This is a genomic window from Candidatus Methylolitoribacter marinus, assembly GCF_051853155.1.
Lineage (GTDB): Bacteria > Pseudomonadota > Gammaproteobacteria > Burkholderiales > Methylophilaceae > BACL14.
Genome location: NZ_CP124221.1, coordinates 707954 through 724947, shown reverse-complemented (window position 1 = coordinate 724947; position 16994 = coordinate 707954). Strand labels below are relative to the sequence as shown.

General features: G+C 37.2%; 19 protein-coding genes. 13 read left to right on the top strand and 6 right to left on the bottom strand.

Translation table 11 applies throughout. The features are described 5' to 3' along the window. The first annotated feature begins 41 nt into the window (after positions 1-41). Genes cutA through QFA95_RS03880 form a run of 3 tightly spaced genes read left to right on the top strand, consistent with a single transcriptional unit; the run spans position 42 to position 758 of the window. The gene (gene cutA / locus QFA95_RS03890) at positions 42-368 is read left to right on the top strand and encodes a divalent-cation tolerance protein CutA (RefSeq protein ID WP_486462230.1); all 327 of its coding nucleotides are present in this window, start codon (positions 42-44) and stop codon (positions 366-368) included. Further along, entirely contained in the window at positions 361-519 is a 159-nt protein-coding gene (locus QFA95_RS03885) for a hypothetical protein (RefSeq protein ID WP_486462229.1), read from the top strand. The genes cutA and QFA95_RS03885 overlap by 8 nt, the downstream gene beginning before the upstream one ends. Beyond that, positions 519-758: a hypothetical protein gene (locus tag QFA95_RS03880; RefSeq protein ID WP_486462228.1), complete on the top strand. Its 240-nt coding sequence runs from the start codon at positions 519-521 to the stop codon at positions 756-758. Before QFA95_RS03885 ends, QFA95_RS03880 begins: the two co-directional genes overlap by 1 nt. Here the strand turns inward: QFA95_RS03880 and QFA95_RS03875 are convergent. The 6 genes from QFA95_RS03875 to QFA95_RS03850 are packed head-to-tail and all read right to left on the bottom strand — an operon-like array spanning position 751 to position 7171. After that, positions 751-2211 (bottom strand): bifunctional 2-methylcitrate dehydratase/aconitate hydratase, encoded by a 1461-nt coding sequence (locus QFA95_RS03875; protein ID WP_486462227.1) that lies wholly within the window; start codon positions 2209-2211, stop codon positions 751-753. The two genes, QFA95_RS03880 and QFA95_RS03875, sit on opposite strands and share 8 nt — an antisense overlap. Before the next feature lie 13 nt (positions 2212-2224). Continuing rightward, entirely contained in the window at positions 2225-3370 is a 1146-nt protein-coding gene (gene prpC, locus QFA95_RS03870; protein WP_486462226.1) for a bifunctional 2-methylcitrate synthase/citrate synthase, read from the bottom strand. Positions 3371-3387: 17 nt separating this feature from the next. Further along, positions 3388-4260, bottom strand: coding sequence for a methylisocitrate lyase (gene prpB / locus QFA95_RS03865; RefSeq protein WP_486462225.1), 873 nt, complete (start codon positions 4258-4260; stop codon positions 3388-3390). A 12-nt stretch (positions 4261-4272) separates the two neighbouring features. Continuing rightward, the gene (locus QFA95_RS03860; RefSeq protein ID WP_486462224.1) at positions 4273-5262 is read right to left on the bottom strand and encodes an HpcH/HpaI aldolase/citrate lyase family protein; all 990 of its coding nucleotides are present in this window, start codon (positions 5260-5262) and stop codon (positions 4273-4275) included. Positions 5263-5264: 2 nt separating this feature from the next. Further along, positions 5265-6326, bottom strand: a complete 1062-nt coding sequence (locus QFA95_RS03855) for a MaoC family dehydratase (RefSeq protein ID WP_486462223.1) — start codon at positions 6324-6326, stop codon at positions 5265-5267. Then, complete coding sequence (locus QFA95_RS03850; RefSeq protein WP_486463448.1) at positions 6323-7171, bottom strand: HpcH/HpaI aldolase/citrate lyase family protein; 849 nt, start codon at positions 7169-7171, stop codon at positions 6323-6325. The genes QFA95_RS03855 and QFA95_RS03850 overlap by 4 nt, the downstream gene beginning before the upstream one ends. 263 nt (positions 7172-7434) lie before the next feature. On the opposite strand from QFA95_RS03850, the gene QFA95_RS03845 reads away from it, so the two are divergent. From QFA95_RS03845 to QFA95_RS03800, 10 genes are read left to right on the top strand one after another with little or no spacing between them, the layout of a single operon-like run. Beyond that, positions 7435-8145 carry a GntR family transcriptional regulator gene (locus QFA95_RS03845; protein WP_486462222.1) on the top strand — a complete coding sequence of 237 codons (711 nt, stop codon included), beginning with the start codon at positions 7435-7437 and terminating at the stop codon, positions 8143-8145. 1 nt (position 8146) lies between these two features. Then, a complete protein-coding gene (locus QFA95_RS03840; RefSeq protein ID WP_486462221.1) occupies positions 8147-9352 on the top strand; it encodes a malic enzyme-like NAD(P)-binding protein in 1206 nt (401 codons plus the stop codon). After that, a complete protein-coding gene (gene sdhC / locus QFA95_RS03835) occupies positions 9342-9716 on the top strand; it encodes a succinate dehydrogenase, cytochrome b556 subunit (protein ID WP_486462220.1) in 375 nt (124 codons plus the stop codon). The genes QFA95_RS03840 and sdhC overlap by 11 nt, the downstream gene beginning before the upstream one ends. After that, positions 9710-10057 carry a succinate dehydrogenase, hydrophobic membrane anchor protein gene (sdhD, locus tag QFA95_RS03830; RefSeq protein WP_486462219.1) on the top strand — a complete coding sequence of 116 codons (348 nt, stop codon included), beginning with the start codon at positions 9710-9712 and terminating at the stop codon, positions 10055-10057. Before sdhC ends, sdhD begins: the two co-directional genes overlap by 7 nt. Positions 10058-10060: 3 nt before the next feature. Then, the gene (sdhA, locus tag QFA95_RS03825) at positions 10061-11812 is read left to right on the top strand and encodes a succinate dehydrogenase flavoprotein subunit (RefSeq protein WP_486462218.1); all 1752 of its coding nucleotides are present in this window, start codon (positions 10061-10063) and stop codon (positions 11810-11812) included. 2 nt (positions 11813-11814) lie between these two features. Then, entirely contained in the window at positions 11815-12552 is a 738-nt protein-coding gene (locus tag QFA95_RS03820; protein ID WP_486462217.1) for a succinate dehydrogenase iron-sulfur subunit, read from the top strand. After that, the gene (locus QFA95_RS03815) at positions 12549-12767 is read left to right on the top strand and encodes an FAD assembly factor SdhE (protein ID WP_048356686.1); all 219 of its coding nucleotides are present in this window, start codon (positions 12549-12551) and stop codon (positions 12765-12767) included. Before QFA95_RS03820 ends, QFA95_RS03815 begins: the two co-directional genes overlap by 4 nt. Continuing rightward, positions 12760-13884, top strand: a complete 1125-nt coding sequence (locus QFA95_RS03810) for an HpcH/HpaI aldolase/citrate lyase family protein (RefSeq protein WP_486462216.1) — start codon at positions 12760-12762, stop codon at positions 13882-13884. Before QFA95_RS03815 ends, QFA95_RS03810 begins: the two co-directional genes overlap by 8 nt. Further along, a complete protein-coding gene (locus QFA95_RS03805) occupies positions 13884-15503 on the top strand; it encodes an acetate--CoA ligase (RefSeq protein ID WP_486462215.1) in 1620 nt (539 codons plus the stop codon). Before QFA95_RS03810 ends, QFA95_RS03805 begins: the two co-directional genes overlap by 1 nt. A 3-nt stretch (positions 15504-15506) precedes the next feature. Further along, the gene (locus QFA95_RS03800) at positions 15507-16994 is read left to right on the top strand and encodes a fumarate hydratase (protein WP_486462214.1); all 1488 of its coding nucleotides are present in this window, start codon (positions 15507-15509) and stop codon (positions 16992-16994) included.

Sequence of the window (16994 nt, the reverse complement as noted above, 5' to 3'; positions counted from 1 at the left end):
TTCCAACTATAATGTATTGAAAATAATTTGAATAGTTTTTTATGTTGTTTAATAGCCCCAAACTTATCATAACTACATTACCTAAAAAGAATTGTAAGTCTTTTATTAGTGAATTGCTAAATCAAAGATTGATTGCTTGTGTCAACTTGATTGATAACGTGGAATCGATGTATTGGTGGAAAAATAAAATCGCTACAGATACTGAAACAATGGTGATTATAAAAACTACAAATAAGAAGATCAAAGAGATTAAAAATTTTTTTTTAGTGAATCACCCATACGAGACACCAGAGTTAATTGTGCTTGATATACATGCAGAGAAAAAATATTTAGAATGGATGATTAAGGAGACAGGTATTAATGAGTAAATATTTTATCGATTACCCACAAGAAAGAATTGAGGAGGGTGTGAATAACTACCAGTGTCAATTTTGTAAAGTACCCACTTTAACAATCAATGGGTTACTAGAAAATCATTTACCGGATTGCGAATATAGACAGCAAAAGGAATCAAATTAGTGAGCAATGATAGTCTTGTTAAAGCACTAGAGTTAGCAATTAATGATGAATGGGATGCGTCTCACAAAATTGTACAAGAGATGCATTCAAATTACTCGAACTGGATCCATGCAGTCCTTCATAAAATTGAAGGGGATGAACCTAATAGTCGTTATTGGTATGCCCAAACGGATCATGAATATGATGAATACCAAGATCCGTTTGATGAATTAAGAGCAATACAGTCTGAGCTTACTTAGTATATAGATCCACATATTCATTGACTGGTGTTTGTTGAAGTAAATCAATATCTAAATTCAGATTCATAATTTTTTCAGCCCGAGCATCATCAAATTCACGCTTCAAGTTGATCTTAAATTTTTTAATCAACTCTGGAATTCCCTCACTTCTTCGACGTCGATGCCCAATTGGATATTCAACTGCCACTTGTTCAGAAGATGAGCCATCCTCATAAAAAATTTGTACTGCATTAGCAATTGATCTTTTATCTGGGTCAAGATAATCTTTGGTATATTCTGGTTTTTCAACACAAGTCATTTTTTCTCGAAGTGCATCCACTCGCGGGTCATTTGCTACCGTGTCCTCGTAGTCTTGTGCGGTAAGATTGCCTTTGAGTAAACCAATGGATGTCATGTACTGTATGCAATGATCACGATCGGCTGGGTTATTTAGTGGACCTGTTTTATCAATAATCCTAATCGCTGATTCGTGGGTTGTAATTTCAATCCGATCAATTTTATTTATTTTTTCTAAGGTGTCTATCAAGTCAATATTATTTGGATGTAACGCTAGCGCGCACTCCACTGCGGTTTGAGCATGAAACTCAGCGGGAAAAGATATTTTAAAAAGAACATTTTCCATTACATACGAACCGTATGTTTGTGTAAATTCAAAAGGTTTGCCTTTAAATAATACATCATAAAAGCCCCATGTTTTTGCAGTAAGTGCTGATGGATAACCCATTTCACCCTTCATTACCATGAGCGCTAATCTTACAGCGCGGCTGGTTGCATCACCTGCAGCCCATGATTTCCTTGAACCTGTATTTGGGGCATGGCGATAGGTTCTGAGACTTTGTCCATCCAACCAAGCATTAGAGACGGCGTCAATAATTTGCTCATAGCTTGCTCCTAACATCTTTGCGACGACGGCTGTTGAGGCTACTTTGACTAAAAGCACATGATCTAAACCGACTCGATTAAAACTATTTTCAAGAGCAATCACCCCTTGAATTTCATGGGCTTTGACCATGGCGATGAGCACATCTTTCATGAGAAGAGGAGATTGACCTTCCGCAATTCTTGTTCTTGAAAGCCAATCCGCAACAGCTAAAATACCTCCCAAGTTATCCGATGGATGACCCCATTCCGCTGCCAACCAAGTATCGTTGAAATCTAACCATCTGATCATGGCCCCAATATTAAATGCTGCATTAATGGGATCTAATTGATAATTAGTTCCTGGAACTTTTGCTCCATTAGGAACAGTAGTTCCTGGAACAACCGGCCCTAAAAGTTTAGTACATGCTGAATAGCTAAGTGCTTCTAGACCACATCCTAATGTATCCATTAAACAATATCTTGCTGTATCTAAAGCTTCATCGCTGTTAATTTCATACTCATTTACATATTTTGCAATATCTACGATGACCTGATCGGGCTCAGGCCTTATATTAGAAATATGTGAAGACATTTTTTACCTTTCTTTATCTTTGATTTATTGGTGTGTACGATCTATTCTCTGGTCCGGTATACTCTGCATTCGGTCTGATAATTTTGTTATCAATTCTTTGCTCAATGACATGAGCTGACCAACCTGTTGTTCTTGAAATTACAAAAATTGGAGTAAACATAGAAGTGGGGATACCCATCAGATGGTAGCTTGATGCGCTATACCAATCTAAATTGGGGAACATTTTCTTCTCATCCCACATCACTTTTTCAATTCTTTCTGAGATATTAAATAAATTCATATCTCCAGCATCTTCTGATAATGCTTTTGAGACAGATTTGATACTCTCATTTCTTGGATCTCCAATAGTGTAAACAGGGTGCCCAAAACCAATAATGATTTCTTTGCGAGCCATTCGATCACGAATATCTTTTTCTGCATCATCAGCATCTTTATAGCGTGCAATAATCTCCATCGCTGCCTCATTAGCACCACCATGTTTTGGTCCACGAAGAGCGCCAATAGCCCCCGTGATTGCTGAATACATATCTGATAAGGTGCCAGCAATAACACGAGAGGTAAAGGTAGATGCATTAAATTCATGCTCTGCATACAAGACAAGTGAAGTATTCATCGCCTTTTCATGAAGCTCTGAGGGAGATTTTCCATGCAATAAATATAGAAAATGTCCTGCTATGGAGTCCATCTCAGATACACAATCTATTTTTTTTCCGTGATGAGAAAAATGGTACCAATAGATCAGCATTGAGCCAAAACAAGAAATAAGACGGTCAGCAATATTTTTTGTATTCTCAATATCACGATCTTCGCCTTCCTGTTCAATTGTTCCCAGGACAGAGCAACCTGTTCGCATCACGTCCATTGGGTGAGCATTTTTTGGCAGTTGCTCTAACGCTATCTTGACCGCATCTGGAATATCTCGAAGTGTTTTAAGTTTATCTTTATATGCTATTAATTGATCAGAATTCGGTAATTCACCATGAATTAATAAATAAGCCACTTCTTCAAAATTAGAATATTTTGCAAGATCTAAAATATCATAACCACGATAATGCAGATCATTTCCAGTGTGTCCAACGGTACAAACAGCTGTAGTACCAGCATTTACACCTGCAAGGGCTACTCCCTTTTTTACTTTTTTTTCAGTGACATTATTCATAAATTCTCCTTCGTAATCTATTTCTCCTGCTCAAAGAGCTCATCTAATTTTTTTTCGTAGGCATGATAATTGAGAAATTCATATAATTCATTCCTGGTCTGCATCTGCTCTATTACATTTTGTTGTGTTCCATCTTGCCGTATTGATTCATAAACGGATAAGGCCGCTTTATTCATAGCTCGGAAGGCGCTTAGTGGATATAAAATTAGGCTGACATCAGCACCCGCCAATTCCTCTCTAGTAAAAAGTGGGGTTGATCCAAATTCAGTAATATTTGCGAGAATAGGGACTTTGACTGCATTGGAAAACTCTTGATACATAGACAACTCTGTCATTGCCTCAGGAAATATCATGTCTGCACCAGCCTCTACACATGCGCATGCTCGATCAATTGCACTTGATAATCCTTCTACTGCTAAGGCATCGGTACGAGCCATAATGACAAAGTCTGGATCTGTTTTAGCATCAACTGCAGCCTTAATCCGATCTACCATCTCTTGTTGTGAAACAATAGCTTTATTTGGACGGTGGCCACATCGTTTCGCTTGCACCTGATCTTCAATATGTATAGCTGCGGCACCAGCTTTGATGGTTGATTTAATTGTCCGAGATATATTTAATGCACCACCAAACCCTGTATCTATATCAACAAGCAAGGGCGTATCAGTAACATCAGTGATTCTTCTGATATCTATTAATACATCTTCCAAAGTCGATATACCTAAGTCAGGAATCCCTAAGGAACCCGCCGCAACACCACCACCAGAGAGATATAATGCCTTAAATCCAGTTTGGGTGGCGAGAAGGGCATGGTAAGCATTAATCGCACCAATTACCTGAAGTGGTTTTTCTTGAACAAGCGCATCTCTAAATTTTTTACCAGCAGACATCAAATAACCTTTCTATGAAAAAAATCTCTGATCAGCTTCTTTAGGAATATTTTGACCTGTTTGTTTTGCAGCTTGAAGGATTTCCCAAAAGTATCGATAAGTCGCTCGATCATGAAGCTCACCTTTGAATTGTATCGGCCCCCAGTCGGCATCCTGGGCGAGTATTAATATTTCTGCTCCATCTTGTATTTCATTAAAATTTGGCTTCATTGCATCGACAATTGCTGTGATCTGAGTTGGATAGATACTCCACATTCTCATGAAACCAAACTCATCACGTGCTCTTTTCGCATCCGAAAAGGTGGTCTCAGTATTTTTTAAATCCAATGTAACGTTATGTGCAGGCACTACTCCATTGGCTATCGCTGCAGCAACTACTTCGCTTTTAGCTCTCGATAGTAACCTATGATCAAACTGACCTGGACTTCGCATCGCTGATGCAGGTATGGCCCCATGGTGACCACTGACAAAGTCCATAAGCCCAAAATCCAACACTTGTAGCCAAGGAAGTTTTGCAATGTTATGCACATCAGCGAGAGCTCCATGCGTTTCAATAAGCACATGAATTGGAATTTCACGATTAATATTATTATCTTTAGCGACTTTTTGAATGTAAGCAATCATTTCTTTTGGTTGATCAACATTGGTAGATTTAGGAATCGTAATATAACTAAGAACGTTTCCTGCTCCAGCAACAAGAATATCTACATCTTTTTTCCAATGAGGATGAGTGAAGTCATGAATCCTAGAACCGGCCATTTTAAATTGATTTGCTTCAGAATTGAGGATACGAACAATCATCTCAGCGTGTTCCTGCTCCTGGCCGGCAGCAGCTCCATCCTCGCAGTCACAGGTAATGTTAAAGACAGGGCCTAGTGTCTCTTGCAAACCGAGTGCTTTAGTAATTAATTTTTCACTGCCAGCAAAGTGCTCACACACTGGAATCATTGGGAAAGGTTTTTCACCTGTAAATAATGCTTCGTTAGGATGAGTTAAAGCCATAATTATTTCCTTTTTGGAATTACTACAAAATAATCAATATCAAGAACTATGCTTGGGTTGTAAATTTTTTTCCCATTTTTTTCACTGGTAATATTTTCAATAAGAGCACTAGGCGAGTTTTTTATACCCAATTGTCTGAGCCTTAAAATTCCAGCGTTTGAAAAATTATTGTGCTCAAATTTATCGATAATTTCTGTTCTTGTGTAAATGGTATCTCCAGCAAATGTTGGGTTAGAATGAACACCAGAATTCACACCCACCACCTGTAGGGCATTTTCTAGACCTTCAAATGATAATGAGCGACATAATGAGATTATGTGACCTCCATAAATTAAACGTCTTTTAAATGGCGTAGATTTCATCATATGAGCATCGAAATGCAGCTTTGCGTTATTCTGATAGAGTTTGGTTGCAAGAGTATGATCTGTATCGTCAATGGTCATTCCAGAGGAATGATTTATGATTTGACCTATTTCATAACTTTCAAATAATAAATCTGATCCGGTATCGCTATAATTAAAATCTGCATATGAAACATTGTTGCGATGAATCTCAGATAAATCTGAAATCTCTGGTAAATCATTCGGGATAAGTTCGTTAATTTTTGAGTCATTATTTCTTTTTGGAACCATTACCCAGCGCACCCAGGATAGTATTTCTTCATTATCTTGATTAAAGGTCGTTGATCTGACATAGAGTACGCCAGTCGACTTATTTGAATTTTCCTTTACACCAATAACTTGAGATTCTGATCGAATGGTATCTCCAACGTAAGCACACTTTTTAAACTGAATATTTGCATATCCTAAATTAGCAACTGCATTCAAAGAAACATCATTCACTGTTCGACCAAATGCGATATGAAAAAGTAACATATCATCGACTGGGATGGCATTTAAACCTATACTATGTGCAGTTGAAATTGAGCAGTGCAAGGGATTTCGATTGCCTACAAGAGCAAGGTATAAAGAAACATCTCCATCAGAAATGGTTCTTGGAATGGCGTGCTCAAATACCTGGTTAGGTGAAAAATCCTCTAAAAAATTTCCTTGATGTTGACTCATATATTATTTTCCAATTCTTCCATCATTTCGTATTGGACGAGCAGTCTTTTTGCTGCCGTGACATGGTGATGCTCGACCAATTTATCATCGACCACAACTGTTCCTCGGCCAGAGGCATTAGCTTCTGCAAGTCCACTAATGATTGCTTTCGCTTGTTCGATTTCTTGAGGCTTGGGTGTATAGGCATCATTTGCATAAGCCAGCTGGTCTGGATGGACTAGGGATTTTCCATCAAAGCCCATATCTCTTCCCATACGACAGGCATATTCAAAAGAAGCAGTATCTTTAAGATTGCTATGAATACCATCAATCACAGAGAGACCATAGGCACGTGCCGCCAGAATAACTAAAGATAGGCTCGTGGTAAGAGCAATTCGATCTTGTGTAGTCCTGGCATACATTTGAGATATTAGGTCTGATGTAGCTAAGACCATACAAATAATCCGATCTGATGCACTCGCAATTTCTTTTGCATTCAGCACAGCCAAAGGACTTTCAATCATAACCATGACTGAAATATCCTGACCACCACACCGATCTAACTCTGAAATACAGTTTAGGATATCTTCTCTTGATTCAATATTTGGAAACAATATAGCATCAGGCTGAAGTGGGGCTACTGCTTTAATGTCATCTAAGCCCCAAGGTGAATCAAAGTCATTGACACGGACGACCACCTCTCTTTTGCCATAACCCCTTTCTTGAAGCACATGAATCACGTTATCTCGTGATTGGACTTTGGCATCCAGAAGAATAGGGTCACCAAGATCCAATATAATTGTGTCTGCTCTTAATACTTTGGCCTTTTCTAGGTATCTTTTATTGCAACCAGGAACATACAACATCGAACGTCTTGGTTTGTAAGTATTTGTGTTCATCGCATCAATATAAATTAAATTATTTAATTAATGTTATATTGTAAATAATTAAAAAATTATGTCAATATTATTTTAAGTCTTATATATGTTATTCATTTATTATTCAATATTAATATAGTATTTATCTATTATTTCAATAACTTAGATAAAAATAAATTTTTTTAATTTCTTGTTGATTTTTTATTAAGTCTTATATAAGATATATATAAGTTTAATTTTAATTTAAAAGCATGAATACACCTTTGTATGTACAAGTAAAACAAAGAATCACGGAAGAATTAGTTTCTGGTAAGTGGAAAGCAGGAGATATGATTCCAAGTGAAATTGAATTAGCAAATGATTTTAAAGTAAGTCAAGGAACCGTTCGGAAAGCTATTGATGCACTTTCAATTGAAAAAATATTAGTACGTCGTCAAGGAAAAGGAACCTACGTAACTACCCATGATGAAGAGCAGATTCAATTACGTTTTTTAAGATTAACTTCAACAAAGGGCCATAAAGAAAAACTTGAAAGCGAATTATTTTCTTTTAAAAAAATTAGAGTTTCCAGCTATGTTGCTAAACAATTAAACCTAATCCCAGGCTCACCCGTGTTTCAAATTAAGCGATTACTTACATTCGCTAAAAAACCACTCATCCTGGATGAAATTTATATTTCATCATCTGTCTTTAAAGGATTGAACGAAGAAATGATTAATCAAAAAAAAGGATCTCTATATCGATTGTATGAATCACGCTATGGAGTGCAAATGCTTAATGCCAATGAAAAAATTAAAGCGGTAGCGGCAGGTGATGAGGTGTCCAAAATATTAGGCATTCCTAGAAAAACTCCATTATTAAGTATTGAGAGACTTTCGTATACCTATGGTGAAAAACCAGTGGAATGGAGATTGGGATTGTGCCTCACCGAAAATTACCATTATCAGACGGAGCTTGAATAATATGTCTTTAAAAGATGAAGCTTTAAATTATCACGAGCATCCAAAACCTGGAAAAATAGAGATCGCTTCAATGAAGCAATGCGATACAGCTCATGACTTATCTCTTGCATATTCTCCAGGAGTAGCAGAGCCAGTCAGAGCCATTCAAGACAACAAAGATAATGCTTATCGATATACGAACAAGGGAAATCTGGTTGCAGTTATTTCTAATGGCACTGCTGTTTTAGGGTTGGGCGATACAGGCGCACTTGCTAGCAAGCCTGTCATGGAAGGCAAGGGGATACTCTTTAAAAAGTTTGCTGATATAGATGTATATGATATTGAGATTGATTTATCTGATCCTGATCAATTTATAGAAACTGTTGCAGCGATATCGCCCACCTTTGGTGGTATTAACCTTGAAGATATCAAAGCTCCAGAATGTTTTTATATCGAAGCTGAATTAAAAAAACGTCTCAACATTCCCGTGTTTCATGATGATCAACATGGAACAGCAGTCATAGTGGCTGCAGGATTGCAGAATGCATTAGAAATTGTTAATAAAAAAATTGAAGATATTAAGGTGGTATTTCTTGGCGCAGGTGCTGCAGGACTATCCTGTGCAAAATTAATAAGACATTTAGGCGTAAATGAAATCCATTTAGTTGACCGAAAAGGAGTGCTAAACCAATCCAGAGATGATGCCAATATATATAACAAAGAGTTTTTAAGTAATACCTCAGCAAACACACTCGAGGAAATTATTGAAGATGCGGATGTGTTTATTGGGTTATCTGGCGCCAATTTATTTCCAAAAGAGTATTTATTAAAAATGAAAAGAGATCCGATCGTTTTTGCTTTAGCCAACCCTGATCCAGAAATCACCCCAGATGAGGCAAGATCTGTAAGAGAAGATGTCATTATGGCAACTGGCAGATCAGATTATGCAAACCAAGTTAACAATGTACTGGGTTTCCCTTTTTTATTTAGAGGAGCTTTGGATGCCAGAGCACCTCAAATCACAATGAAAATGATGTTAGCTGCATCTGAGGGATTGGCTAAATTAACAAAAGAAAAGGTTCCACAGTCAGTATTGGACGCTTATCAAGTGAAGGAATTAAAATTTGGAGCTGAGTATATTATCCCTAAACCATTTGATCCAAGATTAAAGGAATATGTTGCAGAAAATGTTCGCCTGGCGGCTTTAGAGGAATTTCATGGAAAATAGAAATCCAAAAAATTTAAATCTATTTACCATTCGATTTCCCGTGCCTGCTATGGTTTCGATTTTGCACCGGGTGAGCGGTGTTGTTTTGTTTGTGTTGATGCCATTGTTAACAATATCGCTCTACTGGTCATTAAAAAATGAGAATATCTTCAACTGGATTCTGTTGATATTTGATACTACATTATTTAAGTTAATCAAATGCTTGATGTTATGGGGCATTATCCATCATTTAATTGCTGGTACCAGACATCTTCTTCTTGATTTACATTTTGGTGTTGATCTGATTATTGCGCGAATGACCAGCAAAATTGTCTTGATAGTGAGTTTTCTTTTGACATTTATTGCGGGGTTTTGGTTATGGTAAAAAATCCTTTTTTTAGCTTGTTTGGGGGAATGACTCAATGGCTATACCAAAGATTCTCTGCATTTTGTTTATATTTTTTTATTGGTTATCTGATTTTTAATTGGATCCAAATCGATCAATTGAGTTATCAAGTTTGGGTGGATTTTTTTCAATCGGTCATTCATCGATCCATTATTACGATTTTATTTTTAATTACTTTTTTTCATGGTTGGATTGGTGTTCAGCATGTGATTGATGATTACATTAAAAATAAATGGATGAATCAGGTCATATATTTAATATTACTTTTAAGTATGGTATTACAGATTATTTTTTTATTTTTATTTCTCTTGGATATTTAACAAATGCAGCATTTTAAATTTGATGTCTTGGTTGTTGGCGCAGGTGGTGCCGGTTTAAGAAGTGCTCTTCAGCTTTCTGATGCAGGATTAAATGTTGCAGTAATATCAAAAGTTTTTCCGACACGTTCTCATACTGTTGCAGCTCAGGGAGGAGTAGCTGCGGCTCTTGGGAATGTGACGGAAGATAAATGGATCTGGCATATGTATGACACGATTAAGGGCTCTGATTACTTGGGTGATCAGGATGCTATCGAATATATGTGTAAAAATGCGGCGGATGCTATCTATGAATTAGAGCATTACGGTATGCCATTTGACCGAAATGCAGACGGTAAAATCTATCAGCGTCCATTTGGTGGAATGACAAAAAATTTTGGTGAGTCAGCTATGTCACGCACATGTGCTGTTGCAGACCGCACCGGACATGCAATGTTACATACGTTGTATCAAAGAAACGTAAAGAATAACACTCAGTTTTTCATCGAATGGAGCACATTGGATCTAATTAAGTCGAATGATGATGAGGTGTTAGGAGTCATTGCATATGAGATGGCGACTGGTCAATTAGCAATCTTTCAGGCCAAAAAAACAATTTTTGCAACTGGCGGTGCAGGCAGGATCTTTGAGGCAAGTACTAATGCTTACATCAATACAGGAGATGGATTGGGTATGGCTGCTCGGGCCAATATTCCTTTGGAGGATATGGAGTTCTGGCAGTTTCATCCCACAGGGATAGCGGGAGCTGGAGTTTTAGTGACAGAGGGTTGTCGTGGCGAAGGAGGGTATCTAGAAAATTCAGATGGTGAGCGTTTTATGGAAAGATATGCACCAAATGCTAAAGACCTTGCGAGTCGGGATGTTGTCTCTAGAGCAATTGCCACAGAGATAAAAAATGGCAAGGGCATCGGAAAGAATAAAAATGCAGTATATTTGCAACTAGCCCATCTCGGAGAAGATAAGATCAATGAAAAACTTCCAGGTATTCGAGAGATTGCGATTAAATTTGCTAATGCCGACCCAGTAAAAGACCCCATTCCTGTAGTGCCAACTGTTCATTATATGATGGGTGGTATCCCAACTAATCTACATGGTCAGGTGAGAAAAAATGATTCTGGCGATAGAATTGAAAATTTTTATGCTGTCGGAGAATGTGCCTGTGTTTCTGTTCATGGGGCTAACCGACTAGGTTCTAATTCATTACTGGATTTAATTGTATTTGGAAGAGCGGCAGGTCTTCATGTAATTGAGTCCATTGATCAAAAAGAAAAATTTCCGGACATCCCTCAAGAAGCGATCGAATTTCCTCAGCAAAGAGTTGCGTCCTTGAATAAAAAAAATAAAGGTTCTGAAAATATAGTTCAATTAGGAAATGATTTACGTTCAACTATGCAACAACATTGCGGTGTATTTAGATTTCCTGAATTATTAAAAGAGGGGGTTAAGAAAATTCAAGACATTGCGGAGCGTTCACAAAATTTACATATTTCAGACAATAGTAATATCTTCAATACGGCAAGAATTGATGCATTAGAATTGAAAAATTTAATTGAGGTTGCTAAAGCTACGATCGAGTCAGCTTATGCGCGTGAAGAGAGTCGGGGCGCTCATTGTCGGTCTGATTTTGAAGATAGAGATGATGAACAATGGTTAAGACATACTTTGTATTATTCACAAACCAACACCATTGGTTATCGTCCAGTAAATTTAAAACCATTGACGGTGGAAACTTTTCCTCTTAAAAAAAGGGTGTATTAATTATGAAATTCTCAGTATATCGATTTGACCCTGAGGTAGATAAAAAACCTTACATGAAAAAATATGAGGTTGATTTAGATGATAACGACCAGATGCTATTAGATGCTTTAATGAAAATTAAACAACAAGATGAAACATTAGCATTAAGAAAATCTTGTCGTGAAGGTGTCTGCGGCTCTGATGGAATGAATATAAATGGAAAAAATGGCTTAGCGTGTGTAACTAAATTAAAAGATTTAAAAGAGCCGGTTGTGATTCGTCCAATGCCAGGACTCCCTGTGGTAAAAGATTTAATTGTGAATATGGATCAATTTTTTAAAAATTATCATGATGTGAAGCCATATTTCATAAACAATGAAAAGGCACCTAAAACCGAAAGACTTCAATCTCCTGAAGATCGTAAAAAGCTTGATGGGTTATATGAATGTATTTTATGTGGAGCTTGCACTACCTCATGCCCATCTTTTTGGTGGGGACCTGATAAATTTATGGGTCCTGCAGCATTACTTCAATCATATCGATTCTTAGCAGACTCTAGAGACCAGGGTGGCGAGGAACGTTTAGAATTTTTAGATCATGAAGATCGTTTATTTAGGTGCCATAACATTATGAATTGTGCTGACGTTTGTCCTAAAGGACTAAGCCCTGCAAAAGCAATATCAGGTATTAAAGAATTACAATTTAAGAGAAAAAAAACATCTATGAAGAAAATATTTTCACTTAAAAAGGAGTCTTCATGAACATTGATCACGTTATTCGGTACAAAAGCAGAAGAGGTTTGTTGGAGCTTGATCTTGTATTGGGAGATTTTTATCAAAACGAATATGAATCATTATCATTAGTTGAAAAAAATGCTTTATTAAAAATATTAAAAAAACAAGATAACGACCTTTGGAATATTTTATCTACACGAAATTTAAGAGAATTGATCAAAGAAGAGGTAAGTGATGACTAATGAAAAAAATATCTCAAAAATAGATTCAGATCTGTTTGGAGGATTTTGGCCTGGAATTCAACTGTATTATCCTCCAGTAAAATATTCACCTTCCAATAGCACGTATGAGGATTTAGAAGCAGCATCAACTAGGTTTAAAAAACATGCTCATCAAACTATTGCGCATACCCTAATTTTTGACTTGGAAGATGGGTGCAGTAAAAAAGAATTAAGTCGTGAGCTGTTAAAATTAGAGTTAGGGGATCTAAGAAAATCTCGACCAGATGTGCAAATTGCTATTCGAATAAATCCATTTAGAACAACAGAATTTGAAAAAGATATTACTTTATTAAAAGTTGTATCTGATTATGTTGATGTTGTCATGTTGGCTAAAGCAGGTGAGGCATATGGTTCAGCTGAAGTGAGAGATTTATCAAGTATTCTTTTAGACCTCAATCCAAAAATCACCATTCAGCCAATTATCGAACATCCTAGGTCATTAAAAATTGTTCCTGATTTGATGTCTTACAATACGGTAAAGCATGTGGTCTTTGGTATTCATGACTTTTCAAAAGCCATGGGTATCAACATTACTCCTGCCAATTGGATTGAAGAGCTTACCTATTTTTTAAATCAAATTATGTTTGAAGCCCGAATTGCTGGGAAAGGTGTCATTGGTGGAGTAGAAACTTTAATTGGTGAACACATCATGCCTGAGAAATTCATTGAGCCACATGACGTTCGTCGTTGGCTTGACTTGCATGGAGATGATGAATCACGAATTGTTTATCGTCACGCTGTGACTGAAGCTGAAAAAGGATTAACAGGAAAGCAGGTAATTCATCCAGGACATATTCATTTATGTAAAGTGGCATATACCCCATCACCGACAGAAATCAATCTAAGAATAAGGGTACTTAAGGCGGCAATCGAAGCTGATGCTTTGCTTGGCGGAGCTATTAAATTTGAGGGAGAAATGCTAGACCCTCCTATGTTTGGTAAAGCATTGCAGACACTCTTGAGGGCGCATGCGCTTCGAGCTTTAAATCAGGAGGATACAAATTTTGCGATAAGTGTTTTGAATAAATTACCAGCTCAAGTGATTCGTGAAAACTGGCCTTATGGAGCAATACTATAATGATTCAAAAGTTTGAGTGGGAATGGAACGTTCCCAAGGAAATTAATATTGGACAGTTATGTTCATCTATTCATCTTGGAACGGAATTTGAAAATAAATTGGCCATGATTGTGGAGAACGATGAACTTGGCACTGATCAAATCAGTTTTAAAGAGTTAGCAAAAAAAACGGATCAGTTTGCTCAATGTCTGATCAATTTAGGCTTGCAAAGGGAAGATAGAGTTCTTATTCGCTTACCAAACTCTCTTGACTATCCGATCTCTTTCTTAGGTGCGATGAAGGCAGGATATGTCTCTGTGCCTACTTCTACTTTATTAACTGCAGAAGAGGTTGTTTATTTGGCGAATGATTCTCAAGCCACAGCTCTAGTCACGGACAAATCCATGTGGAAATCGTTGCAGGAGCATACTCTTCCGCCACAACTCAAATACATTTTTTTAACAGGAGCTGGTGGTATTGAAAAGTCAGATAAATTTGATATTTTCGATATGCATCAAGAAATTAATAAAATAAACACCATCGATTTTTCTATAAATACCACAGCTAATGATCCTGCTTACTTGGTTTATACCTCAGGAACGACAGGCTATCCAAAGGGTGTTTTGCATGCGCATCGAGCAATTATTGGGAGAAAGCCTGCATCAGAATACTGGTTTGACTTTAAAGGCGAGGATGACCGAATTGTCCACTCAGGAAAATTTAACTGGACCTATGTTTTGGGATCTGGACTGATGGACCCTTTGCATCTTGGAAAAACCATTGTGGTGTATGAAGGAAAAAATCATGCCGACACCTGGATGAAGTTGATTAAAAAACACAATGCTACAATTTTTATTGGCGTCCCAACAATCTATCGACAGATCTTACAAAAGACTGATTATAAGGCTGAAGATGTACCTTCATTAAGATATTGTATGAGTGCCGGTGAGCATTTATCCGATGAGGTATTAAATCAATGGAGAGATAGATTTGACCAAGATATATTTGAGGCAGTGGGCATGTCAGAATTTTCATATTATCTTTCTGAGAATAAATATAACCCTATCCGGCCTGGTTCAGCTGGATTTCCTCAACCAGGACATGATATAAAATTAATAAATCCTGAGACCTTACAAGAAGTGAGCACTGGGGAAGAAGGAATGATATGTGTTCCTGATAGTGACCCAGGTTTATTTTTAAGGTATTGGAATTTACCCGAAGAAACTGATAAACATTTACATAGCGGTTGGTTCTTTACAGGAGATTATGCTAAATATGATGAAGATGGCTACATTTGGTTTTTAGGAAGAAAAGACGACATTATTAAAAGCTTCGGTTACCGTGTATCTCCCTATGAAATTGAACGTGTATTTAAATCTCATCCTGATGTAGCAGATTGTGCAGCGATTGGGGAAGAGATTGAAAAAGATAAATTATTGGTTGTGACTTATATCCTGCCTCATGAAGGCAAACAGCCAGACCCTAACGAGCTTCTTAAATTTGGACAAAATCATTTAGCTGCTTACAAGGCTCCTAAAACGATTTACATTGCTCATGAATTTCCTAAAACTAAAAATGGTAAGATATTAAGAAAAAATATTGATAAATCGATTGCAGTTTCTCAATCAACGGTGCGCTAAACTATGATTCAAAACCAAGACATTATTTCTAGCGTCAGCGATGCGCTCCAGTTTATCTCTTATTACCACTCCGAAGATTTTATTCAAGCGATGACCGCCGCCTATCAAAAGGAAGAATCCAAACCAGCTAAAGATGCCATGTTACAAATTTTAACGAGTTCTAAATTATCGGCTCTAGGTAAGAGGCCCTTGTGTCAGGACACTGGTATTGTAACTATTTTTGTTGAAGTCGGAATGGATGTGAAATTTGAGGGCAATCAGACAATTGATGAATTGATCAACCAAGGTGTTGCTGAAGCTTATTTAAACCCTGAAAATCCGCTTAGAGCTTCAATAGTAGAGGATCCATTGGGGTTAAGAAAAAATACAAAGAATAATACCCCTGCAGTCATTCATACTCGATTAGTTAAAGGTCAGTCAATAGACTTTAAGATTGCTGCCAAGGGTGGTGGGTCAGAGAATAAAGCGCATTTAAAAATGATGAACCCATCAGATGATCTGGTGGGGTATATTCTAGATTTAATTCCTAACTTAGGAGCTGGCTGGTGCCCACCAGGTGTTCTGGGGATTGGTGTAGGCGGCACTGCAGAAAAAGCTGTGATTATGGCCAAAGAGTCTTTAATGGAAGCCATTGACATTCAAGATCTTGTAAATAAAGGTGCTAAATCAAGAGTGGATGAATTACGACTCGAATTGTATGAAAAAATTAATCAACTTGGCATTGGAGCTCAAGGATTGGGTGGTCTCACCACTGTTTTAGATGTAAAAATTAATGACTTTCCAACTCATGCTGCATCACTTCCTGTTGCTATAATCCCTAACTGTGCAGCAACTCGACACATTCATTTTAAACTGGATGGAAATGGTCCCGCTGAGTTTGTGCCACCCAGGCTAGACTTTTATCCAAAAGAGGAGTGGCAACCTCATGAAAATGCAATTGCTATTGATCTTGATACATTAACAAAAGATCAGATGAGTCAATTTAAAGCTGGCGATACTTTATTGCTTAATGGCAAAATTCTTACAGCTCGGGATGCGGCACATAAACGAATTGAGTCTATGATTGTCAATAACGAACAGCTTCCAGTTAATTTAAAAAATAGAGTTATCTATTACGTTGGGCCAGTAGATCCAATACAAGAAGAGGCGGTGGGCCCAGCAGGCCCAACAACAGCAACCAGAATGGATAAATTTAGTGAATCTATTCTTAATCAAGAGATAATCGGTATGATTGGCAAAGCCGAAAGAGGGCAACAAACGATCGACATGATTAAAAAAAATAAAGCGATTTATATGATTGCGGTTGGTGGAGCTGCCTTTTTAGTTTCTAAGGCAATTAAAAAAGCAAAAAAAATAGCTTTTGAAGATCTTGGAATGGAGGCTATTTATGAATTTGAAGTGAAAGATATGCCTGTTACTGTGGCTGTCGATCAAGACGGTAATTCAATTCACTCTAGCGGCCCAAAACAATGGAGAATCATTGCTCGTTAA